The organism is Amycolatopsis sp. NPDC051045 (assembly GCF_040682955.1).
Classification (GTDB): domain Bacteria; phylum Actinomycetota; class Actinomycetes; order Mycobacteriales; family Pseudonocardiaceae; genus Amycolatopsis.
In genome coordinates, this window is sequence record NZ_JBFBCC010000005.1 from 439,206 (window position 1) to 456,264 (window position 17,059).

Annotated in this window: 18 protein-coding genes; 15 read left to right on the plus strand and 3 right to left on the minus strand. The window is 72.1% G+C overall.

Going from position 1 to position 17,059, the window contains the following annotated elements; all coding sequences use genetic code 11:
* Positions 1–23: 23 nt before the first annotated feature.
* The 8 genes from rimP (at position 24) to AB0M80_RS15975 (ending at position 7,318) form a co-directional block, all read left to right on the plus strand.
* Complete coding sequence (gene rimP / locus AB0M80_RS15940) at positions 24–557, plus strand: ribosome maturation factor RimP (protein WP_364564573.1); 534 nt, start codon at positions 24–26, stop codon at positions 555–557.
* Entirely contained in the window at positions 554–1,600 is a 1,047-nt protein-coding gene (nusA, locus tag AB0M80_RS15945; protein WP_364564576.1) for a transcription termination factor NusA, read from the plus strand. Before rimP ends, nusA begins: the two co-directional genes overlap by 4 nt.
* Before the next feature lie 77 nt (positions 1,601–1,677).
* The gene (locus AB0M80_RS15950) at positions 1,678–1,995 is read left to right on the plus strand and encodes a YlxR family protein (protein WP_364564579.1); all 318 of its coding nucleotides are present in this window, start codon (positions 1,678–1,680) and stop codon (positions 1,993–1,995) included.
* Between the two features lie 78 nt (positions 1,996–2,073).
* Positions 2,074–5,094: a translation initiation factor IF-2 gene (gene infB / locus AB0M80_RS15955; RefSeq protein ID WP_364564788.1), complete on the plus strand. Its 3,021-nt coding sequence runs from the start codon at positions 2,074–2,076 to the stop codon at positions 5,092–5,094.
* 128 nt (positions 5,095–5,222) lie between these two features.
* Positions 5,223–5,516 (plus strand): DUF503 domain-containing protein, encoded by a 294-nt coding sequence (locus AB0M80_RS15960; RefSeq protein WP_323331477.1) that lies wholly within the window; start codon positions 5,223–5,225, stop codon positions 5,514–5,516.
* Between the two features lie 19 nt (positions 5,517–5,535).
* Positions 5,536–6,012 (plus strand): 30S ribosome-binding factor RbfA, encoded by a 477-nt coding sequence (rbfA, locus tag AB0M80_RS15965; RefSeq protein ID WP_364564582.1) that lies wholly within the window; start codon positions 5,536–5,538, stop codon positions 6,010–6,012.
* 5 nt (positions 6,013–6,017) lie between these two features.
* The gene (locus AB0M80_RS15970; protein WP_364564585.1) at positions 6,018–6,842 is read left to right on the plus strand and encodes an alpha/beta hydrolase-fold protein; all 825 of its coding nucleotides are present in this window, start codon (positions 6,018–6,020) and stop codon (positions 6,840–6,842) included.
* Positions 6,839–7,318: a hypothetical protein gene (locus AB0M80_RS15975; RefSeq protein ID WP_364564587.1), complete on the plus strand. Its 480-nt coding sequence runs from the start codon at positions 6,839–6,841 to the stop codon at positions 7,316–7,318. The genes AB0M80_RS15970 and AB0M80_RS15975 overlap by 4 nt, the downstream gene beginning before the upstream one ends.
* Here AB0M80_RS15975 and AB0M80_RS15980 read toward each other — a convergent pair.
* Together AB0M80_RS15980 and AB0M80_RS15985 are read right to left on the minus strand one after the other, a co-directional pair.
* The gene (locus AB0M80_RS15980) at positions 7,315–7,944 is read right to left on the minus strand and encodes a class I SAM-dependent methyltransferase (RefSeq protein WP_364564590.1); all 630 of its coding nucleotides are present in this window, start codon (positions 7,942–7,944) and stop codon (positions 7,315–7,317) included. The two genes, AB0M80_RS15975 and AB0M80_RS15980, sit on opposite strands and share 4 nt — an antisense overlap.
* Positions 7,941–8,501 (minus strand): helix-turn-helix domain-containing protein, encoded by a 561-nt coding sequence (locus AB0M80_RS15985; RefSeq protein ID WP_364564593.1) that lies wholly within the window; start codon positions 8,499–8,501, stop codon positions 7,941–7,943. The genes AB0M80_RS15980 and AB0M80_RS15985 overlap by 4 nt, the downstream gene beginning before the upstream one ends.
* A 166-nt stretch (positions 8,502–8,667) precedes the next feature.
* On the opposite strand from AB0M80_RS15985, the gene AB0M80_RS15990 reads away from it, so the two are divergent.
* Together AB0M80_RS15990 and AB0M80_RS15995 are read left to right on the plus strand one after the other, a co-directional pair.
* Positions 8,668–8,895: a hypothetical protein gene (locus AB0M80_RS15990; RefSeq protein ID WP_364564596.1), complete on the plus strand. Its 228-nt coding sequence runs from the start codon at positions 8,668–8,670 to the stop codon at positions 8,893–8,895.
* A gap of 20 nt (positions 8,896–8,915) precedes the next feature.
* Positions 8,916–10,064, plus strand: a complete 1,149-nt coding sequence (locus tag AB0M80_RS15995; RefSeq protein WP_364564598.1) for an SPFH domain-containing protein — start codon at positions 8,916–8,918, stop codon at positions 10,062–10,064.
* Between the two features lie 15 nt (positions 10,065–10,079).
* On the opposite strand, the gene AB0M80_RS16000 is transcribed toward AB0M80_RS15995, so the two are convergent.
* Complete coding sequence (locus tag AB0M80_RS16000; protein ID WP_364564601.1) at positions 10,080–11,111, minus strand: SAM-dependent methyltransferase; 1,032 nt, start codon at positions 11,109–11,111, stop codon at positions 10,080–10,082.
* 25 nt (positions 11,112–11,136) lie between these two features.
* Between AB0M80_RS16000 and AB0M80_RS16005 the strand changes: the two genes are divergently transcribed.
* The 5 genes from AB0M80_RS16005 (at position 11,137) to AB0M80_RS16025 (ending at position 17,056) form a co-directional block, all read left to right on the plus strand.
* Complete coding sequence (locus tag AB0M80_RS16005; RefSeq protein ID WP_364564604.1) at positions 11,137–12,126, plus strand: bifunctional oligoribonuclease/PAP phosphatase NrnA; 990 nt, start codon at positions 11,137–11,139, stop codon at positions 12,124–12,126.
* Between the two features lie 93 nt (positions 12,127–12,219).
* On the plus strand, positions 12,220–13,539 hold the full coding sequence (locus AB0M80_RS16010; RefSeq protein ID WP_364564789.1) for an MATE family efflux transporter: 1,320 nt from the start codon (positions 12,220–12,222) through the stop codon (positions 13,537–13,539).
* A gap of 225 nt (positions 13,540–13,764) precedes the next feature.
* Complete coding sequence (locus AB0M80_RS16015; RefSeq protein WP_364564607.1) at positions 13,765–15,087, plus strand: MFS transporter; 1,323 nt, start codon at positions 13,765–13,767, stop codon at positions 15,085–15,087.
* A gap of 66 nt (positions 15,088–15,153) precedes the next feature.
* A complete protein-coding gene (gene truB, locus AB0M80_RS16020; RefSeq protein ID WP_364564610.1) occupies positions 15,154–16,059 on the plus strand; it encodes a tRNA pseudouridine(55) synthase TruB in 906 nt (301 codons plus the stop codon).
* Positions 16,060–16,087: 28 nt separating this feature from the next.
* On the plus strand, positions 16,088–17,056 hold the full coding sequence (locus AB0M80_RS16025) for a bifunctional riboflavin kinase/FAD synthetase (RefSeq protein ID WP_364564612.1): 969 nt from the start codon (positions 16,088–16,090) through the stop codon (positions 17,054–17,056).
* Positions 17,057–17,059 lie beyond the last annotated feature (3 nt).

Sequence of the window (17,059 nt, forward strand, 5' to 3'; positions counted from 1 at the left end):
AGTCCGAGCAAGGAGACCCCCACGTGCCAGGAGAACTCGCCAGCCGGCTTCAGCCGATCGTGGCCGAAGCCGTCACCGCCGCGGGTTTCGACCTCGATTCGTTCGAGGTGCAGCAGGCCGGCCGGCGGCAGCTGGTCAAGGTCGTCGTCGACTCCGACGACGGTGTCGGGCTGGACGAGATCGCCGAGATCAGCCGCACGGTCTCGGGGGCGCTCGACGAGAACGAGCACGTGCTCGCGAGCGCGTACACGCTGGAGGTCACCTCGCCGGGCCTCGACCGCCCGCTCACCCAGGCCCGGCACTGGCGGCGCGCGCGGTACCGCCTGGTGAAGATCACCCCGGCCGAAGGTGCGCCCTTCGTCGGCCGGGTCGGTCACGCGGGCCAGGACGCCGCCCGCGTCCTGGCCGATGGCAAGTTCCGCGACGTCCGCTACGCCGACGTGGCGAAGGCGGTCGTGGAGATCGAGTTCAAGCAGCCGCCCGCCGAGGACCTGAAACTGCTCGAAGACGACGCGTCCGGCATGATCGCGGCCGAGACGGAGAAGGGGTCGAAGTGAACGTCGACATCGCCGCGCTGCGGGCGATCGAACGGGACAAGGACATCCCCTTCGAAACGGTGATCGAGGCCATCGAGACGGCCTTGCTCACCGCGTACAAGCACACCGAGGGCCACCAGTCGCACGCCCGCGTCGACATCGACCGGAAGACGGGCCTGGTGCGTGTGCTCGCGCACACGCTGACCCCCGACGGCCAGGTCGACGAGGAGTGGGACGACACCCCGGAGGGGTTCGGCCGGATCGCCGCCACCACCGCACGCCAGGTCATCCTGCAGCGGCTGCGCGACGCCGAGCACGAGAAGACCTTCGGCGAGTTCTCCACCAAGGAGGGCGAGATCGTCGCCGGCGTCATCCAGCGCGACGCCCGCGCCAACGCGCGCGGCATGGTCGTGGTCCAGGTGGGTGACACCGAGGGCGTGCTGCCGTCCGCCGAGCAGGTGGCCGGGGAGTCCTACGAACACGGCAGCCGGATCAAGGCGTACGTGGTCACGGTCTCGCGCGGCAACCGCGGCCCGCAGATCACGCTCTCGCGGTCACACCCGAACCTGGTGCGCAAGCTGTTCGCGCTGGAGGTGCCGGAGATCGCCGACGGGACGGTCGAGATCGCCGCCGTGGCGCGCGAGCCGGGGCACCGCACGAAGATCGCGGTGAAGTCCAGCGTGCCGGGCGTCAACGCCAAGGGCGCCTGCATCGGCCCGGTCGGCGCGCGCGTGCGCAACGTGATGAGCGAGCTGGCCGGTGAGAAGATCGACATCATCGACTTCTCCGAGGACCCCGCTCGCTTCGTCGGGAATGCGCTGTCGCCCGCGAAGGTTGTTTCGGTACGGGTCGTGGACGAGCGGACGAAGACCGCTCGCGTCGTGGTGCCGGACTTCCAGCTGTCGCTGGCGATCGGCAAGGAGGGCCAGAACGCCCGCCTGGCCGCCCGGTTGACCGGCTGGCGGATCGACATCCGCAGTGACGCCGCACCGGTGGACGACGAGGGTGATCAAGACCACGCACGTCCATCGCGGCCCGCCGCGACAACCGGTTCGGCTGAGTGAAGGTCGAAGCGGTAGACTCGGGAGTGGTTCGAAGCCCGCGGCGGGTAGCCGAGCACCAGCCCCACCGGAATTGCCCGGTGCGGACTTGTGTCGGCTGCAAGCGGCGGGCGTTGATCGGTGAGCTGCTGCGCGTGGTCGCGGTGGTCGGGCGGGTGGTCGTCGACGAACGTCGGCGGCTGCCGGGCCGGGGAGCTTGGCTGCACCCCGACCCGGACTGCCTGGCCAAAGCCGAACGGCGGCGAGCCTTCCCGAGAGCCTTGCGGGCTCCCGGGGCGCTCGACGCTCGCGAGGTCCGCGAGCACGTCGGGCGCACCACTACGCACCACGAAGCAGGGACGTCCCCGGCTTCGCGAGGAATCAAGGAAGCAGGTCGACCCGTCATGAGTCAGCCGTGAAGCTGAAGCCATGAGCGTCAGACAATAAGGACGAGGTCAGCGGGTCCCCCGCCTGGCCTCCCCTAGATGAGGAGAGTTGTGCCAGGCAAGGCCCGCGTACACGAGCTCGCGAAAGAGCTCGGCATCACCAGCAAGGACGTTCTCGCGAAGTTGAAGGAACAAGGCGAGTTCGTCAAGTCCGCGTCGTCCACGGTCGAGGCGCCCGTCGCCCGCCGTCTGCGCGACGCGTATGCGCCCAAGGGCGCCAAGAAGCCCACCCCCGGTCCGTCGGCGCGCCCCGGCCCGCCGGCCGCCAAGCCCGGTGCGCCCGCCGCCCCGAAGCCCCCCGCGCCTGCCCAGCAGCAGGCTCCGGCGGCCAAGGCGGCACCCGCCCCGGCCGCTCCGGCCCCGGCGGCGGCACCCCAGCAGCAGCAGGCGCCCGCGGCGTCGAAGCCGGCCACCCCGGGGCAGCGCCCCGGCCCCCGGCCCGGCCCGCGTCAGCAGCCCGCCGCACCCGCACCCGAGGAGCAGGTCCCGGCCGCGAAAGCGGACGCGCCCGCCGCTCCCCAGCAGGACACCCCGGCCGCGCCTTCGGGCAACACCGGTTCGGTCGTCCCGCCGAAGCCGCAGGGCCCCAAGCCCGGCGGTCCCAAGCCCGGCCCGCGCACCCCGCGCGTCGGCAACAACCCGTTCGGCGTCGGTTCCGGCGCCCCGCCGCGCCCCCAGGGCCCGCGCCCCGGTGGCGGTCAGGGCGGCGACAACCGCCCGCCGCGTCCCGGCGGTGGCGCCGGCGGTGACCGTCCGGCCCCGCGGCCGGGTGGTGGCGCCGGTGGCAACCGGCCGAGCCCGGGCAACATGCCCCCGCGGCCGAACCCCGGCATGATGCCGGGCCGCACGCAGCGCCCGGCCGCCGGTCCCGGTGGCGGCGCTCGCGGTGGTCCCGGTGGCGGCGCCCGTGGTGGTCCCGGTGGCGGCGCCCGTGGCGGCCCCGGTGGCGGTGGCGGCGGCGGCGGTTTCCGCGGCGGCCCCGGTGGCGGTGGCGGCGGCGGTGGCTTCCGCGGCGGTCCCGGTGGCGGTGGCGGCGCCGGTGGCGGCTTCCGTCCGGGTGGCGGCGGTCCCGGTGGCGGTGCCCCGGCCGGTGGCGGCGGTTTCCGTGGCGGCGGCGGTGGCCGTGGCGGCCCCGGTGGCCGTGGCGGTACCGCGGGTGCCTTCGGGCGCCCGGGTGGTCCCTCGCGCAAGGGCCGCAAGTCGAAGCGGCAGAAGCGCCAGGAATACATGGACAACATGCAGGCGCCCAGCGTCGGCGGCGTCCGCCTGCCCAAGGGCCAGGGCGAGACGATCCGGCTGCCGCGCGGTGCCTCGCTGACCGACTTCGCCGAGAAGATCGACGCCAACCCGGCTTCGCTGGTGCAGGTGCTCTTCCACCTCGGCGAGATGGTCACCGCGACGCAGTCCGTGTCGGACGACATCCTCGAGCTGCTCGGCGGCGAAATGAACTACCACGTTCAGGTCGTCAGCCCCGAGGAGGAGGACCGCGAACTGCTGGGCACCTTCGACATCACCTACGGCGACGACGCCGGTGGCGAAGAGGACCTGCAGATCCGGCCGCCGGTCGTGACCATCATGGGTCACGTCGACCACGGTAAGACCCGGCTGCTCGACACGATCCGGAAGACGAAGGTCCGCGAGAGCGAGGCCGGCGGCATCACGCAGCACATCGGTGCGTACCAGATCGAGACCGAGCTCGAGGGCAACCCGCGCCTGATCACCTTCATCGACACCCCGGGCCACGAGGCGTTCACCGCCATGCGTGCCCGTGGTGCGAACTCGACCGACATCGCGGTGATCGTGGTGGCGGCCGACGACGGTGTGATGCCGCAGACGGTCGAGGCGATCAACCACGCGCAGGCCGCCAAGGCGCCGATCGTGGTCGCGATCAACAAGATCGACAAGGAAGGCGCGAACCCGGACAAGATCCGGCAGCAGCTGACCGAGTACAACCTCGTGGCCGAGGAGTACGGCGGCGACACGATGTTCGTCGAGATCTCCGCGCGGCAGAACATCAACATCGACGGCCTGCTCGAGGCGATCCTGCTGACCGCCGACGCCGCTCTGGACCTCCGGGCCAACCCGGACATGGAGGCCCAGGGTGTCGCGATCGAGGCGCACCTCGACCGCGGCCGCGGCCCGGTGGCCACCGTCCTGGTCCAGCGCGGCACGCTGCGCGTCGGTGACTCGGTCGTGGCGGGTGACGCCTACGGCCGCGTCCGCCGGATGGTCGACGAGCACAACGTCGACGTCACCGAGGCGCTCCCGTCGCGTCCCGTCCAGGTCATCGGGTTCACCTCGGTGCCGGGTGCGGGCGACACCTTCCTGGTGGTCGACGAGGACCGCGTCGCCCGGCAGATCGCCGAGCGCCGTTCCGCTCGTACTCGCAACGCGCTCAACGCGTCGCGCCGCAAGCGGGTCAGCCTCGAGGACCTCGACTCCGCCTTGAAGGAGACGAACAGCCTCAACCTGATCATCAAGGGTGACAACTCGGGTACGGTCGAGGCCCTCGAAGCCTCGCTGCTCCAGCTGGACGTCGGCGACGAGGTCGAGCTGAACGTGGTCCACCGCGGTGTCGGTGGCGTGACCGAGTCGGACATCGACCTGGCGACCGCGTCCGACGCGATCGTCCTCGGGTTCAACGTCCGCGCCCAGGGCAAGGCGACCGAGCGGGCCACCCGCGAGGGCGTCGACGTCCGGTACTACACGGTCATCTACCAGGCGATCGACGAGATCGAGCAGGCTCTCAAGGGCATGCTCAAGCCGGAGTACGAAGAGGTCGAGCTGGGCCGCGCGGAGGTCCGCGAGGTCTTCAAGTCCTCCAAGATCGGCACGATCGCGGGTTGCCTGGTCATGTCCGGCGAGATCCGGCGCAACGCCCGGGCCCGTCTGCTTCGCGACGGCACGGTCGTGGCGGAGAACCTGCCGGTCAGCTCGCTGCGGCGGTTCAAGGACGACGTGGTCGAGGTTCGCGAAGGCTACGAGTGCGGTCTCACCCTCGGTTCGTACGGCGACCTCAAGGTCGGCGACCTGATCGAGACGTACGAGCAGCGCGAGAAGCCGCGAGCGTAAGGCGTGTGTCCCCGGGTGTGCGGTTCGCCGCACACCCGGGGCCTTCGCTGTGACACCCGGGCCGGGGCTCCGCCACCCGGAGCCCCCTCGAGATCGTTCCCATCCCTACGACACCACCCAAACTGCCTATGTTCGTCGGAGCTCTCGAGCTCGACATCCTGCTCGGCGACGTCCATTCGCTGAAGCAGAAGCGATCCGTGGTCCGTCCGGTGCTGGCCGAGGTGCGCAAGCGCTTCGCCGTGTCAGTGGCCGAAGCCGGGCACACCGATCTGCACCGCCGGACCCTCATCGGGGTGGCCGTGGTCGCCGAAGGTGGCGAGCACGTCCGTGACGTGCTCGACTCGTGTGAGCGGTACGTGGCGAGCAGGCCGGAATTCGAACTGCTCTCCGCCCATCGCCGGCTGCTCGGTCCAGACGATTGAATTCCTCTAGGAGAACGACATGGCTGATCCTGCTCGGGCGCGCAAGCTCGCCAAGCGGATCTCGCAGATCGTGGCGTCCGCGATCGAACACGAGGTCAAGGACCCCCGGCTGGACTACGTGACCATCACGGACACGAAGGTCACCGGCGACCTGCACGACGCCACGGTGTACTACACGGTGCTCGGCGAGAAGCTGGACATCCCCCCGGACTTCGCCGGTGCCGCGGCCGCGCTCGAATCGGCGCGCGGCGTGCTGCGCACCAAGGTCGGGCAGGGCACCGGGGTCCGCTACACGCCGACGCTGACCTTCGTCGCCGACACGATTCCCGAGGAGTCGAAGCGGATCGAGGACCTCCTCGCGAAGGCCCGCGAGGCCGACGCGGAGGTCGCGCGGCGCGCGACCGGTGCCCAGCACGCGGGCGAGCCCGACCCCTACAAGGCGCCTCGCGAAGAGGCCGATGACGACGAGCTCGCGGAGGAGGAGAGCCGGAGCTGAGCTCCGTGCTGTCCCGACGCGGCCTGCTCGCCGGCAGCGCACTGGCGCTGCTGGCGGGCTGCTCGTCGACGCCGTCCGGGCCGCCGCCCGGCCCGCCCGCGGTGCCGGTGCCGACGCACCCGTCGGCGCTGCGTGACCCGGTGACGGTGCACCGCACGCGGTCGGCGGCCCGCGGCACCGACGTCGACCTGGTGCTGATCACGCCCGAAGGCGTCCCGGCTTCGGGGCTTCCGGTGTGCCTGGCCCTGCACGGCCGCGGCGCCCGGGCACGGACCTTCCTCGAACTGGGCGTCCCCTCGCTCCTGACGACAGCGGTCCGCGCGGGCACCCCGCCCTTCGCCATCGCGGCGCTCGACGGCGACCACTACTGGGTGGACGTCGGTTCCGGCGACGACCCGCAGCGCATGCTCACCGACGAAGTCCCCGGCTGGCTGGCCGGCCGGGACCTGCGCCCGGCTTCGGCGGTGTTCGGCATTTCGATGGGCGGCTTCGGCGCCTTGCGGTTCGCCCGCGCCCACCCGGACCTGAAGGCGGTGGCCACGGCGAGCGCGGCGCTGTTCGTCAGCTGGCCGGACGCCCGCAGCCGCAAGGTGTTCGCGGACGAGACGAACTGGCGGGCGGCGGAACCGTTGCTGCACACAGCCGACCTGCGCCCCGCGGGCCTCGGCGTGTGGTGCGGCGAGTCGGACCCGTTTCTCGGTGCGGACCGTCGGCTGGTGAAGGCGGTTTCGCCCGAGGTGTCGCGGTTCTCCCCGGGCGGGCACAACGACGAATACTGGCGGGGCACGTTGCCGGAGGTCCTGAAGTTCGTGGGGGAGCGCCTGTCGTGAGTGATTCGCCGTCCGGGCTGTCCAAGGCCGTCTGGACCGACGCGGACTTCCCGGTCATGGGCTGGCACGACTGCCGGATCCACGCGCTCAGCGTCGCCGAGGACGACGACCTCCCGCCGGCCCGGCTCCTGCTGGACCTGGACTACATCGTGCGCTGGGTCGATCCGGCGCCGCGCCAGAAGTACTTCACCTTCTGGATCGCCCCGGCGACGCTGGTGTTCGAGCAGACCTGGGACCTCACCGGCGACATCGGTCCGCTGCACGGGAACCTGGAGATCGCGGACCTCCACCGCCTCGACCCCCCGGACGAGCGCCCGTACCCGTTGTGGCACCTCGAGGGGCACGAGTTCGACCTCAGGTTCCGCGCGCGGGGCTTCCGGCAGTACCTGCGCACGCCGCCGCAGCACGTGGACCGGCAGGTCCTCACCATGACCGAGCGCGGTGGTCTCGGCTTTGCCGAGCAGGCCTTCGCCTAGCTCTCCTCCGCGGTCCGCGCGAAGAGGATCGCCTGCGACACCGGGTTTTCCGGGTCGAGCGACCATTCCGCCTCGATCGTGAACCCGGCCTTCCGCACCTGCCGGGCCAGCCACCACGGCTGCCGGAGGTGGATGTGGACCCGCATCGGGTGCCCGCCGTAGCCTTCGGTCTTCAGCCGGGTTCCCGCGCCCACGTGGTAGCCGATCACCAGCAGCCCGCCGGGCCGCAGCACGCGCCGGAAGTGCCCGAGCGCCACCGGGACCTCGTCGTCCGGGACGTGGATCAGCGACCAGAACGCCAGCACGCCCGCCACCGACGCGTCGGGCAGGGCCAGCTCGGTCATCGAGCCGACTTCGAACCGCAGCTGCGGGTGCGCACTCCGGGCGAGGCCGACCATCGCGGGGGAGAGGTCGATCCCGGACGCCTCGGCGCCCAGCGAGGCCAGGAACCCGGTGAACTGCCCCGGGCCGCAGCCGACGTCCACCACCGGACCGTCGGCCTGGGCGGCGAACAGCGTCAGCGCAGCGCGCATGTACGGCTGCTTTTCGAGCGCGTCGGACACGAAGTCGGCGTAACTCTCCGCGACCGTGTCGTACGACGCGCGGGTGTCGGCGAGCCAGGTCACGGCAGCGGGTGGGCGGCCGAGGCGCGCAGGCCGTCGAGGACCAGGGCGAGCCCGCGCCGCCAGTCCGGCGCCGCGGAAGCCGCGGCGAAGACCACCGCCAGGTCGTGGTTGCGGAAGTCCGGCCGCAGTGCGCCGGCTTCCTGGGCGCGCGTGATGATCCGCTCCATCCGGGAAGCCATGGCGTGCTTGGCTTTCTCCAGCCCCGAATCCGGGTCGAACGCTCGCGCGCACACCTGGGTGAACCCGCGGTCGGCCACCTGCATCAGGACCGAACGCTCGAGGAACAGGACGAACCCCTCCCACGGGTCCGCGCACGCGAGGGCCTCTTCGGTCACCGCCTTCGCTTCGTCCAGCGTCGGCAGGAACGCGGCTTCGACGAGGTCCACCCGCGTCGGGAACCGGTTGTAGAGGGTGCCGATGGCGACCTCGGCGCGCCGCGCGATCTCGTCGAGGGGAGCGTCGACCCCCTTGGCGCCGAACACTTCCCGCGCGGCCGCGACCAGCGCTTCCCGGTTGCGCCGGGCGTCCGCGCGCAGGGGGCGTTGCCGGGTGGTCACGTTCCGGAGTATAGCCAGGGGCAGGTGTCCTGCACGCCTGAGCGGCCCGCCCGGTTGCCTCCCCGATCGGAACCTCACAGTGGCCCCGGCGCGCGCCCGGCGAGAGCACAATGGGGTGAGCGGGGTCAACTCGCACCGAGACGGCCACCGAGGGAGGTCGGCACCCATGCACTCCGATCTCTCCCCGTCCGGCCGCACCGGAGTCCTCCTGGTCGGCACCCGCGGGCAGCGGGGCCCCGGGGAGGTGCTGATCAGGATCAGGGGTGGCCTGGAAACCTTCTTTGCCTGGTCCGACACGGAGCTGCCGAAGGGCACGACCGTCCTGGTCGTCGAAGCCCGGGGACGGCGCACGGTCGACGTCGTGGCGTGGGACGCCTCGGATCCTGCTTCCTAGTGTTCGCAGAAGGACAGTCGATGTTCGGTTATCGCGTGCCGGCTCCCAACGAGGCCATGCTCATCTCCGGGGGCAAGAACAGCCAGGGCGCGTCGCCGTTCCGGGTCGTCACGGGCCACGGTGCGTTCGTCATGCCGGTCTTCCGGAAAGTCCGGTTCCTCACGCTCGCCATGTGCGAGGCCGAAGTGACCGAGGTGTGCGTGACCAAGCAGGCCATCGCCCTCACGGTGCGGGCGGTGATCGCGTTCAAGGTCGGCAACGACACCGAGAGCATCGTCAACGCCGGCCAGCGGTTCCTCTCCGACCAGGATCAGATGTCCGTGCTGACCGGCCGGATCTTCTCCGGCCACCTGCGCTCGATCATCGGGTCGATGACCGTCGAGGAGATCATCACCGAGCGGCAGAAGCTCGCGACCGAGGTGCTGGACGGCTCGGCGGTGGAGATGGCGAAGATCGGCCTTTCCGTCGACGCGCTGCAGATCCAGTCGATCGACGACATGAAGCTCGGCTACATCGCCGCGATGGCCGCGCCGCACAACGCCGCCATCCAGCGGGACGCGCAGATCGCGCAGGCCGTGGCCGATCAGGCCGCGGCGGAAGCCCAGCAGAAGTCGCAGCGGACGCAGGCGGAATACGCCCGGCAGACGTCGATCGTGCAGGCGCAGTACCGGGCCGAGGTCGACAAGGCCCAGGCCGAGGCCGCCCAGGCCGGCCCGCTCGCCCAGGCGAAGGCGCAGCAGGAAGTCATCGACGCGCGCACCGAGCTGGCCCAGCGCGAAGCCGAGCTGCGGCAACAGCAGCTGGTGGCCGAAGTCATCAAGCCCGCCGACGCGGAGGCCGAGCGGATCCGGATCCTGGCGATCGCCGAGGCGGAGAAGATGCGCGTGCAGGCGGAGGCGGCCGCGTCCAACAACCGGGTCGCGCTCGACCGGATGCTCATCGACCAGCTGCCGCAGATCGTCAAGGAAGCCGGGCGGGGGCTGGCGGGCGCGAACGTCAACATCCTCAACGGCGCCGACGGTCTCGGGGAGATGGCCGCGGGGCTCGTCGGCCAAGGGCTGTCCATTTTGGATTCGGTGAAGCGCGGCCTGAGCACTTCGCCGGCCCCCACGGGCCTGCCGCAGGAGAACGGGCAGGCGCCCAAGCCGGGTGAGCTCACCGCTTCCTGAGGCGCTTTTGCGGACTCAGGAAGCGGGTTTGGCCGCGACGACCAGGTCGCGCAGGATAGCCTGGTCCACCCGGTGGGCGAACTCTTCCCACGGCCCGCCCTCGCGGACGTCGAGCCCGGCCTTGCGGAGCACCTCGACGAGCTCTTCCCGCGGGAGGACCGTCGTGTTCCACGAGATGCCGAGCGCGCCGCCCGGGCGCAGCACCCGGGTCCACACCGGTACCGCGGCGGCGAGGAGGTCACGCGGGCTGCGCTGGAGACCGGCTTCGCGGTGGCTGCCGTGCTGGACGCCGTACGGGGCGTCGGTGACGATCACGTCGCAGGAGTTCGCCCGCAGCACCTCGTCGGTGGTGAGGGTGTCGGCGTTGAAGTAGGTGAGCTTGCGGGTGTCGCCCGCTTTGTACTCGTCCTTGGTCAGCGCGTACTCGATGTCGAGCCGCCGGCCGAGGCGGACCTTGTTGCGTCGCAGCTGGCCCGACTCGGCGGTGTGCTTCACGCGCTTGTTCCGCAGCCACGTCTTGATGAACGCCTCGTAGGCCTCGAAGTCCTTGGCGTCGACGTCCAGGCCGGTGGCGTGCAGGCCGTACATCATCGCCTGGTTCAGCGTGGTGCCGCGGCCGCACAGCGGGTCGAGCAGGTACTTCGGCTGGTCCGGGAACGGGTCCGCCGTCGCCATCAGCGTGACGTTCACCAGCAGCTTGGTGAACAGCTCGTTCGTCTTGCCCGGGTACTTCTGGATGGTCAGCAGGTCCGAGTCGGCCTTCGCCAGCGGCGTCACCGTCACCGGGCGCAGGACGCCGTCACCCACTTCGAACAGCGCGTACAGCGACGAGAGGTTCGACAGGAGGGCGAGGTCGCGCTCACCGAGGGGCGCCGAGCTGGTGAAGCGCACGTAGCCGACGCCACCGAGCTCCACCTCCTCGATCGCGGACAGCTCGGCCGCCAGCCCGGCGCCGAACACCGCCAGCTCGGCGCGCAGCAGCGTGGGGGCGGAGGCGGCGTAGACCCGGTTGGCCGACGGGTAGACCAGCATCGCGTACTCAGGCATCCCGCAGAGCGTAGCGTGACGCACCGTGACCCCTACTTCGGCGCAGGACATCCGGGACGCGGCCGCGCTGCTCGCGTCGGCCACGGACGTGACGATCCTCGGCCACGTCCGGCCGGACGCGGACGCGCTGGGCAGCGCGCTGGCCCTCGGCCGGGCCCTGGTCCAGCGGGGCGCGAAGGTGCGCGTCTCCTTCGGCGAGCCCGACGAGGCCCCGGAGACGCTGCGGTGGCTCGACGAGGACGGCCTGCTCACCCACCCGGACGCCCTGCCGGACACCGACGCGCTGCTGGTCTGTGTCGACACGCCGACCCCGAAGCGGCTCGGCCGGCTCGCCGGGCGCGTCGAGCAGGCCGGCGCGGTGCTGGTGATCGACCACCACGCGACCAACACCTTCTACGGCACCTGCCACGTCGTCGACGAGAGCGCCGAGGCCAGCGCGGTCCTCGTGTTCCGGGTCCTGGACGAGCTGGGCGCCGAGCTGGACGAGCCGATCGCGCGCGGGCTCTACGCGGGGATCGTCACCGACACCAGCGGGTTCCGCCGGGCGAGCCCGGAAACGCACCGGATGGCGGCCCGGCTGCTGGAGGCGGGGGCCGACCCGGAAGCGGTGGTGCGGCGGATCGTCGACGAGCGCCCGTTCGCCTGGCTGCCGATGCTCGCGTCGGTGCTTCGCGAGGCTCGATTGGAGCCGGAAGCCGCGCAGGGCCGCGGGTTCGTGCACGCGGTGGTCCGCGTCGACGCGGCGCGCACGGTGCGCGCCGAAGAGGTCGAGTCGGTCATCGACGTCGTCCGTTCGGTGCGCGAGGCGGCCGTCGCGGCGGTGCTCAAGCAGGACCCGGCCACCCCCGGGCAGTGGCAGATCTCGTTGCGCTCGATCGGGATCGACGTCTCCGCGGTGGCCGCGGAGTTCGGCGGCGGCGGGCACCGGCAGGCCGCGGGCTGCACGATCGCCGGTACCGTCGACGAGGTCCTGGCCGGCCTGCGCGAAGCGCTGGAGCGGGCGCCGCTGCTCTGAAGCCGGCTCCGGGCGTCGGACGGCGGGGGCGGAAAGTTCCCGGGTTCCCGCCGGTCAGGACGGTCGGTGGCGGCGGTTAGAGTCCGGTTCGTGGTGAACGTGGAGGAGACCGAGCGGGTTCCGGCGAAGCGCGTGCTGGGCCTGGCCGTGCCCGCGCTGGGGGTGCTGGCCGCCGAGCCGTTGTACGTGCTGGTCGACACCGCCGTGGTCGGCCACCTCGACGCGCTGTCGCTGGCCGGGCTCGCGCTCGGCGGCGTCGTGCTGGCCCAGGTGGCGGGCCAGTTGACGTTCCTGTCGTACGGCACGACGTCCCGCACCGCGCGGCTGCACGGCGCCGGCCGCCGGGCCGACGCGGTCCGCGAGGGCGTGCAGGCGACGTGGCTGGCGGTGTTCGTCGGGCTCTTCGTGCTGGTCGCCGGGCAGCTGCTGGCCTGGCCGATCGCGCGGGTCCTCTCGGGCAGCGACGAGATCGCCGGCGCGGCGGTGTCCTGGCTGCGGATCGCGCTGTTCGGGGCGCCGCTGATCCTCGTCACCATGGCCGGCAACGGCTGGATGCGCGGGGTGCAGGACACCGCGAAGCCGTTGCGGTACGTGCTGGCGGGCAACGGGATCTCGGCGGTGCTGTGCCCGGTCCTCGTGTACGGCGCGGGGCTCGGGCTGGAGGGTTCGGCGATCGCGAACGTCGCCGCGCAGGTGATTTCGGCGGTGCTGTTCTTCGCGGCGCTGGCGAAGGAGAAGGCCGGGCTGCGGCCGGACTTCAAGGTGATGCGCGCCCAGCTCGGCCTCGGCCGCGATCTGGTGCTGCGCAGCCTGGCGTTCCAGGCGTGCTTCGTCTCGGCGGCGGCGGTCGCGGCCCGGACGTCGACCGAGGCGGTCGGCGCCCACCAGGTGGTGCTGCAGCTGTGGACGTTCCTCGCGCTGGTGCTGGACTCGGTGGCGATCGCGGCGCAGTCGCTGGTCGGAGCGGCCCTGGGGGCCGGCGCGGTCCGGCAGGCGCGCGGGGTCGCGTCGCAGATCACCGGGTACGGGCTGCTGCTGGGCTGCTTCCTGTGCGTGCTGTTCGCGTCGCTGTCGTGGGTGCTGCCGCACGCGTTCACGTCCGACCCGGGCGTGCTCGCCGAGATCCCGCACGCGTGGTGGTTCTTCGTGGCGCTGCAGCCCATCGCCGGGGTGGTCTTCGCCCTGGACGGCGTCCTGCTCGGCGCGGGCGACGCGGCCTTCCTCCGCAACGCGACCCTGGGCAGCGCGGCCCTCGGGTTCCTGCCGCTGATCTGGGCGTCACTGGGTTTCGGCTGGGGCCTCACGGGCATCTGGACCGGCCTCTCGCTTTTCATGGTCCTCCGCCTGGCGGCGGTCCTGGCCCGCTGGCGCTCCGGGAACTGGGCGGTGACCGGCGCCGTCCGCCCCGCCTGAACCCGTAACTCACGTGATCGGAGCCGTCACTGGCGTGATCAGAGCCGTAACTCGCGAGTTCCGTCCTCAATCACGCGAGTTCCGGCTTCAATCACGCGAGTTACGGCTCTGAGCACGGGTGATGGCCGTTACTTGTGGGGAAAACCACCCTGGTCCGGGTATGTTTCGTCGTTGCTTAGGCGATACAAGTACTGGGGAACGAACGCCGAAACCCAGGAGGAACTTGTGCCCGCCACCGGCCGCGCCACCGCCCGGTCCTGGCTGATCTGGCTCGCCGCCGTCACCGTCTACCTGCTGGCGGTCTTCCACCGCACCTCCTTCGGCGTCGCCGGGCTGCAGGCAGCCGAACGCTTCGGCGTCGGCGCGGCCGCACTCGGCACCTTCACCGTGCTGCAGGTCGGCGTCTACGCCGCGATGCAGATCCCGACCGGCGTCCTGGTCGACCGCTACGGCCCCCGCCGCGTGCTCACCGTCGCGGTGCTGGTGCTCGGGGCCGGCCAGCTCCTGCTCGGCGTCGCCCACTCCTACGGCCTCGGCCTGCTCGCCCGCGGTGTCCTCGGCCTCGGCGACGCGCTCACGTTCGTCAGCGTGCTGCGCCTGGTCGCCGCCCACTTCCCGGGCCGCCAGTACGCGCTGCTGACGTCGTTCACCGCGGCCGTCGGCTACATCGGCAACCTCGCCGCCACCGTCCCGCTGTCCCTGCTGCTCGACGGCGCCGGCTGGACCCCCACCTTCCTGGCCGTCGGCGCCGTCACGGTCCTCTACACCGTCGTCGTGACGCTCCGGGTCCGCGACGTCCCGGCCGGCGAGCAACCGCCCGTCCGCGAAGCCGTCCTGCCGCGGGAACTCGCCGGCCAGGTCGCCGAGGCCTGGCGGACGCCGGGGACGCGCCTGGGTTTCTGGGTCCACTTCAGCACGATGTTCGCCCCGAACGCCCTGACGCTGCTGTGGGGCGTCCCCTGGCTGGTCCAGGGGCAAGGGCAGTCGAAGGCCATGGCGAGTGCGCTGCTCACGGTGTTCGTCTTCGGGTCGATGGCGGGCGGCCCGCTGCTGGGCGGGCTGATCGGCCGCCGGCCGTCGCTGCGGATGCCGCTGGTCGGCGGCTACATCGGCGGCGCCGCGCTGGTCTGGGCGGTGCTGCTGGGCTGGCCCGGCCAGGTGCCGCTGCCGGTGCTGGTGCCCGCGTTCGCCTTCCTCGCCCTCGGCGGCCCGGCGTCGATGATCGGCTTCGCCCTCGCCCGCGACTACAACCCGCTCAGCCGCGTCGGCACGGCGACCGGCGTGGTCAACGTCGGCGGATTCGTGGCGACGACGATCGCCGCGCTCGGCGTCGGCGTGTTCCTGCAGTGGACCGGCGGAAACTTCCGGGTCTCGCTGCTGGCCATCGTCGTCATCCTCGCGGTGGGCACCTTCCGGCTGCTGGTGTGGTGGCGCCGGACCCGCGCCCACCTGTTCCTGGCCGCGGCCCGCGGCGAGGACCTGCCGGTGCGGATCACGCGCCGCCGCTGGGACGCCGCCCTACCGGAAACCCCGATCGTCGCCGCCTGACCCCGGCGTCACCCGGGACCCGAGCGGCCTGATCGAACCACGACCAGCGGCCGCTAGGGTGGCCGCGTGTCGAGCCCGAAACCGCCCCGCCGTCCTGCCCCGCCACCCGGCCTCCTGATCGTCGACAAGCCCGCCGGCATGACGTCGCACGACGTCGTCGCCCGCGCCCGCCGCATCATGGGCACCCGCAAGGTCGGGCACGCCGGCACGCTCGACCCGATGGCGACCGGTGTGCTCGTGCTCGGCATCGAGCGCGCCACCAAGCTGCTCGGCCACCTGGCGCTGGACCGCAAGACCTACCTCGCCACGCTGAGCCTCGGCAGCAGCACCACGACCGACGACGCCGAGGGCGAAGTCCTCGCCCACGCCGGAACCCGGCACGTCACCGACGACGCCATCGCCAACGGCGTCGAAAAGCTGACCGGCGACATCCAGCAGGTGCCCAGCGCGGTCAGCGCGGTCAAGATCGACGGCAAGCGCGCCTACGCCCGCGTCCGCGCCGGCGAGGACGTCGTCATCCCGGCCCGCCCGGTCACCGTCTACCGCTTCGACGTCCTCGCCGTCCGCCACGAGGACGACCACGTCGAGGTCGACGCGGTCGTCGAGTGCTCCTCCGGCACCTACGTCCGCGCGCTGGCCCGCGACCTCGGCGCGGACCTCGGCGTCGGCGGCCACCTCAAGGCGCTCCGGCGCACCACGGTGGGCCCCTTCACCCTCGCCAAGGCGAGGACCCTCGACCAGCTCGAGGAGCAGCCCGAACTGAGCCTCGACCTCGACGCCGCCGTCGCCGCCGCGTTCCCGCGCCGCGACCTCGACGCCGCGACGGCGAAAGCGGTCCGCCACGGCCAGCGCATCCCGGCGGCCGGGGTCGAGGGCACCTACGGGCTCTTCGGACCCGACGGCCGGGTGCTCGCCCTGGCCGCCGACGAACAGGGCGTGTCCCGAGCAGTGGTCGTGTTGCTGCCCGCCTAGGGTGGGCTCGAGAAGACGGGAGTGTGACGTGCTGCGGTGGCGTGGGCTGGGGGACCTTCCCGGCGGCTGGGGCCGGTGCGTGGTCACCATCGGCGTGTTCGACGGTGTGCACCGCGGGCACCAGGAGCTGATCAGCCGGACGGTGGCGGCGGCGGCCGAACGCGGCCTGCCGAGCGTCATGCTGACGTTCGACCCGCACCCGTCGGAGGTGCTGCGCCCGGGCAGCCACCCGGCGCAGCTGACGACGTTGCGGCGCAAGGCCGAAATCGTCGAAGGCCTCGGCGTCGACGTCTTCTGCGTACTGCCGTTCACCCTGGAGCTGTCCCGGCTGCAGCCGGAGGAGTTCGTGCACGAGGTGCTGGTCGACCGGCTGCACGCGGCCGCGGTGATCGTCGGCGACAACTTCACCTTCGGTGCCAAGGCGGCCGGCAACGTCGAGCTGCTCCGCACCCTCGGGCGCCGGTTCGGCTTCGCCGCGTTCGGCGCGGAGCTGCAGGGCAAGGAACTGTCCGAAGAGGACCAGTCGGCGATCACCTTTTCGAGCACGTACGTCCGGTCGTGCATCGACGCCGGTGACGTGGTCGCCGCCGCCGAAGCGCTCGGCCGCCCGCACCGCCTGGAGGGCATCGTCGTCCGCGGCGACGGCCGGGGCCACGAGCTCGGCTACCCGACGGCGAACCTGTCGACGCCGCGTTTCGCCGCCGTCCCGGCCGACGGCGTGTACAGCGCGTGGTTCACCCGTTCGGCCGATCCCACACGCCGGCTGCGCGCCGCGGTTTCGGTGGGCACCAACCCGACGTTCTCCGGGCGCGAGCGGACCGTCGAGGCGTTCGTCCTCGACGTCGACGAGGACTTCTACGGCCAGCACGTGGCCATCGACTTCGTGGCGCGGCTGCGTGACCAGGTGCGATTCGCCGACTCGGCCGGGCTGGTCGCGCAGATCGACGACGACGTGGTGGAGACGAGAAAGGCGCTCGAACTGCCCCCGGACGCCTGACCG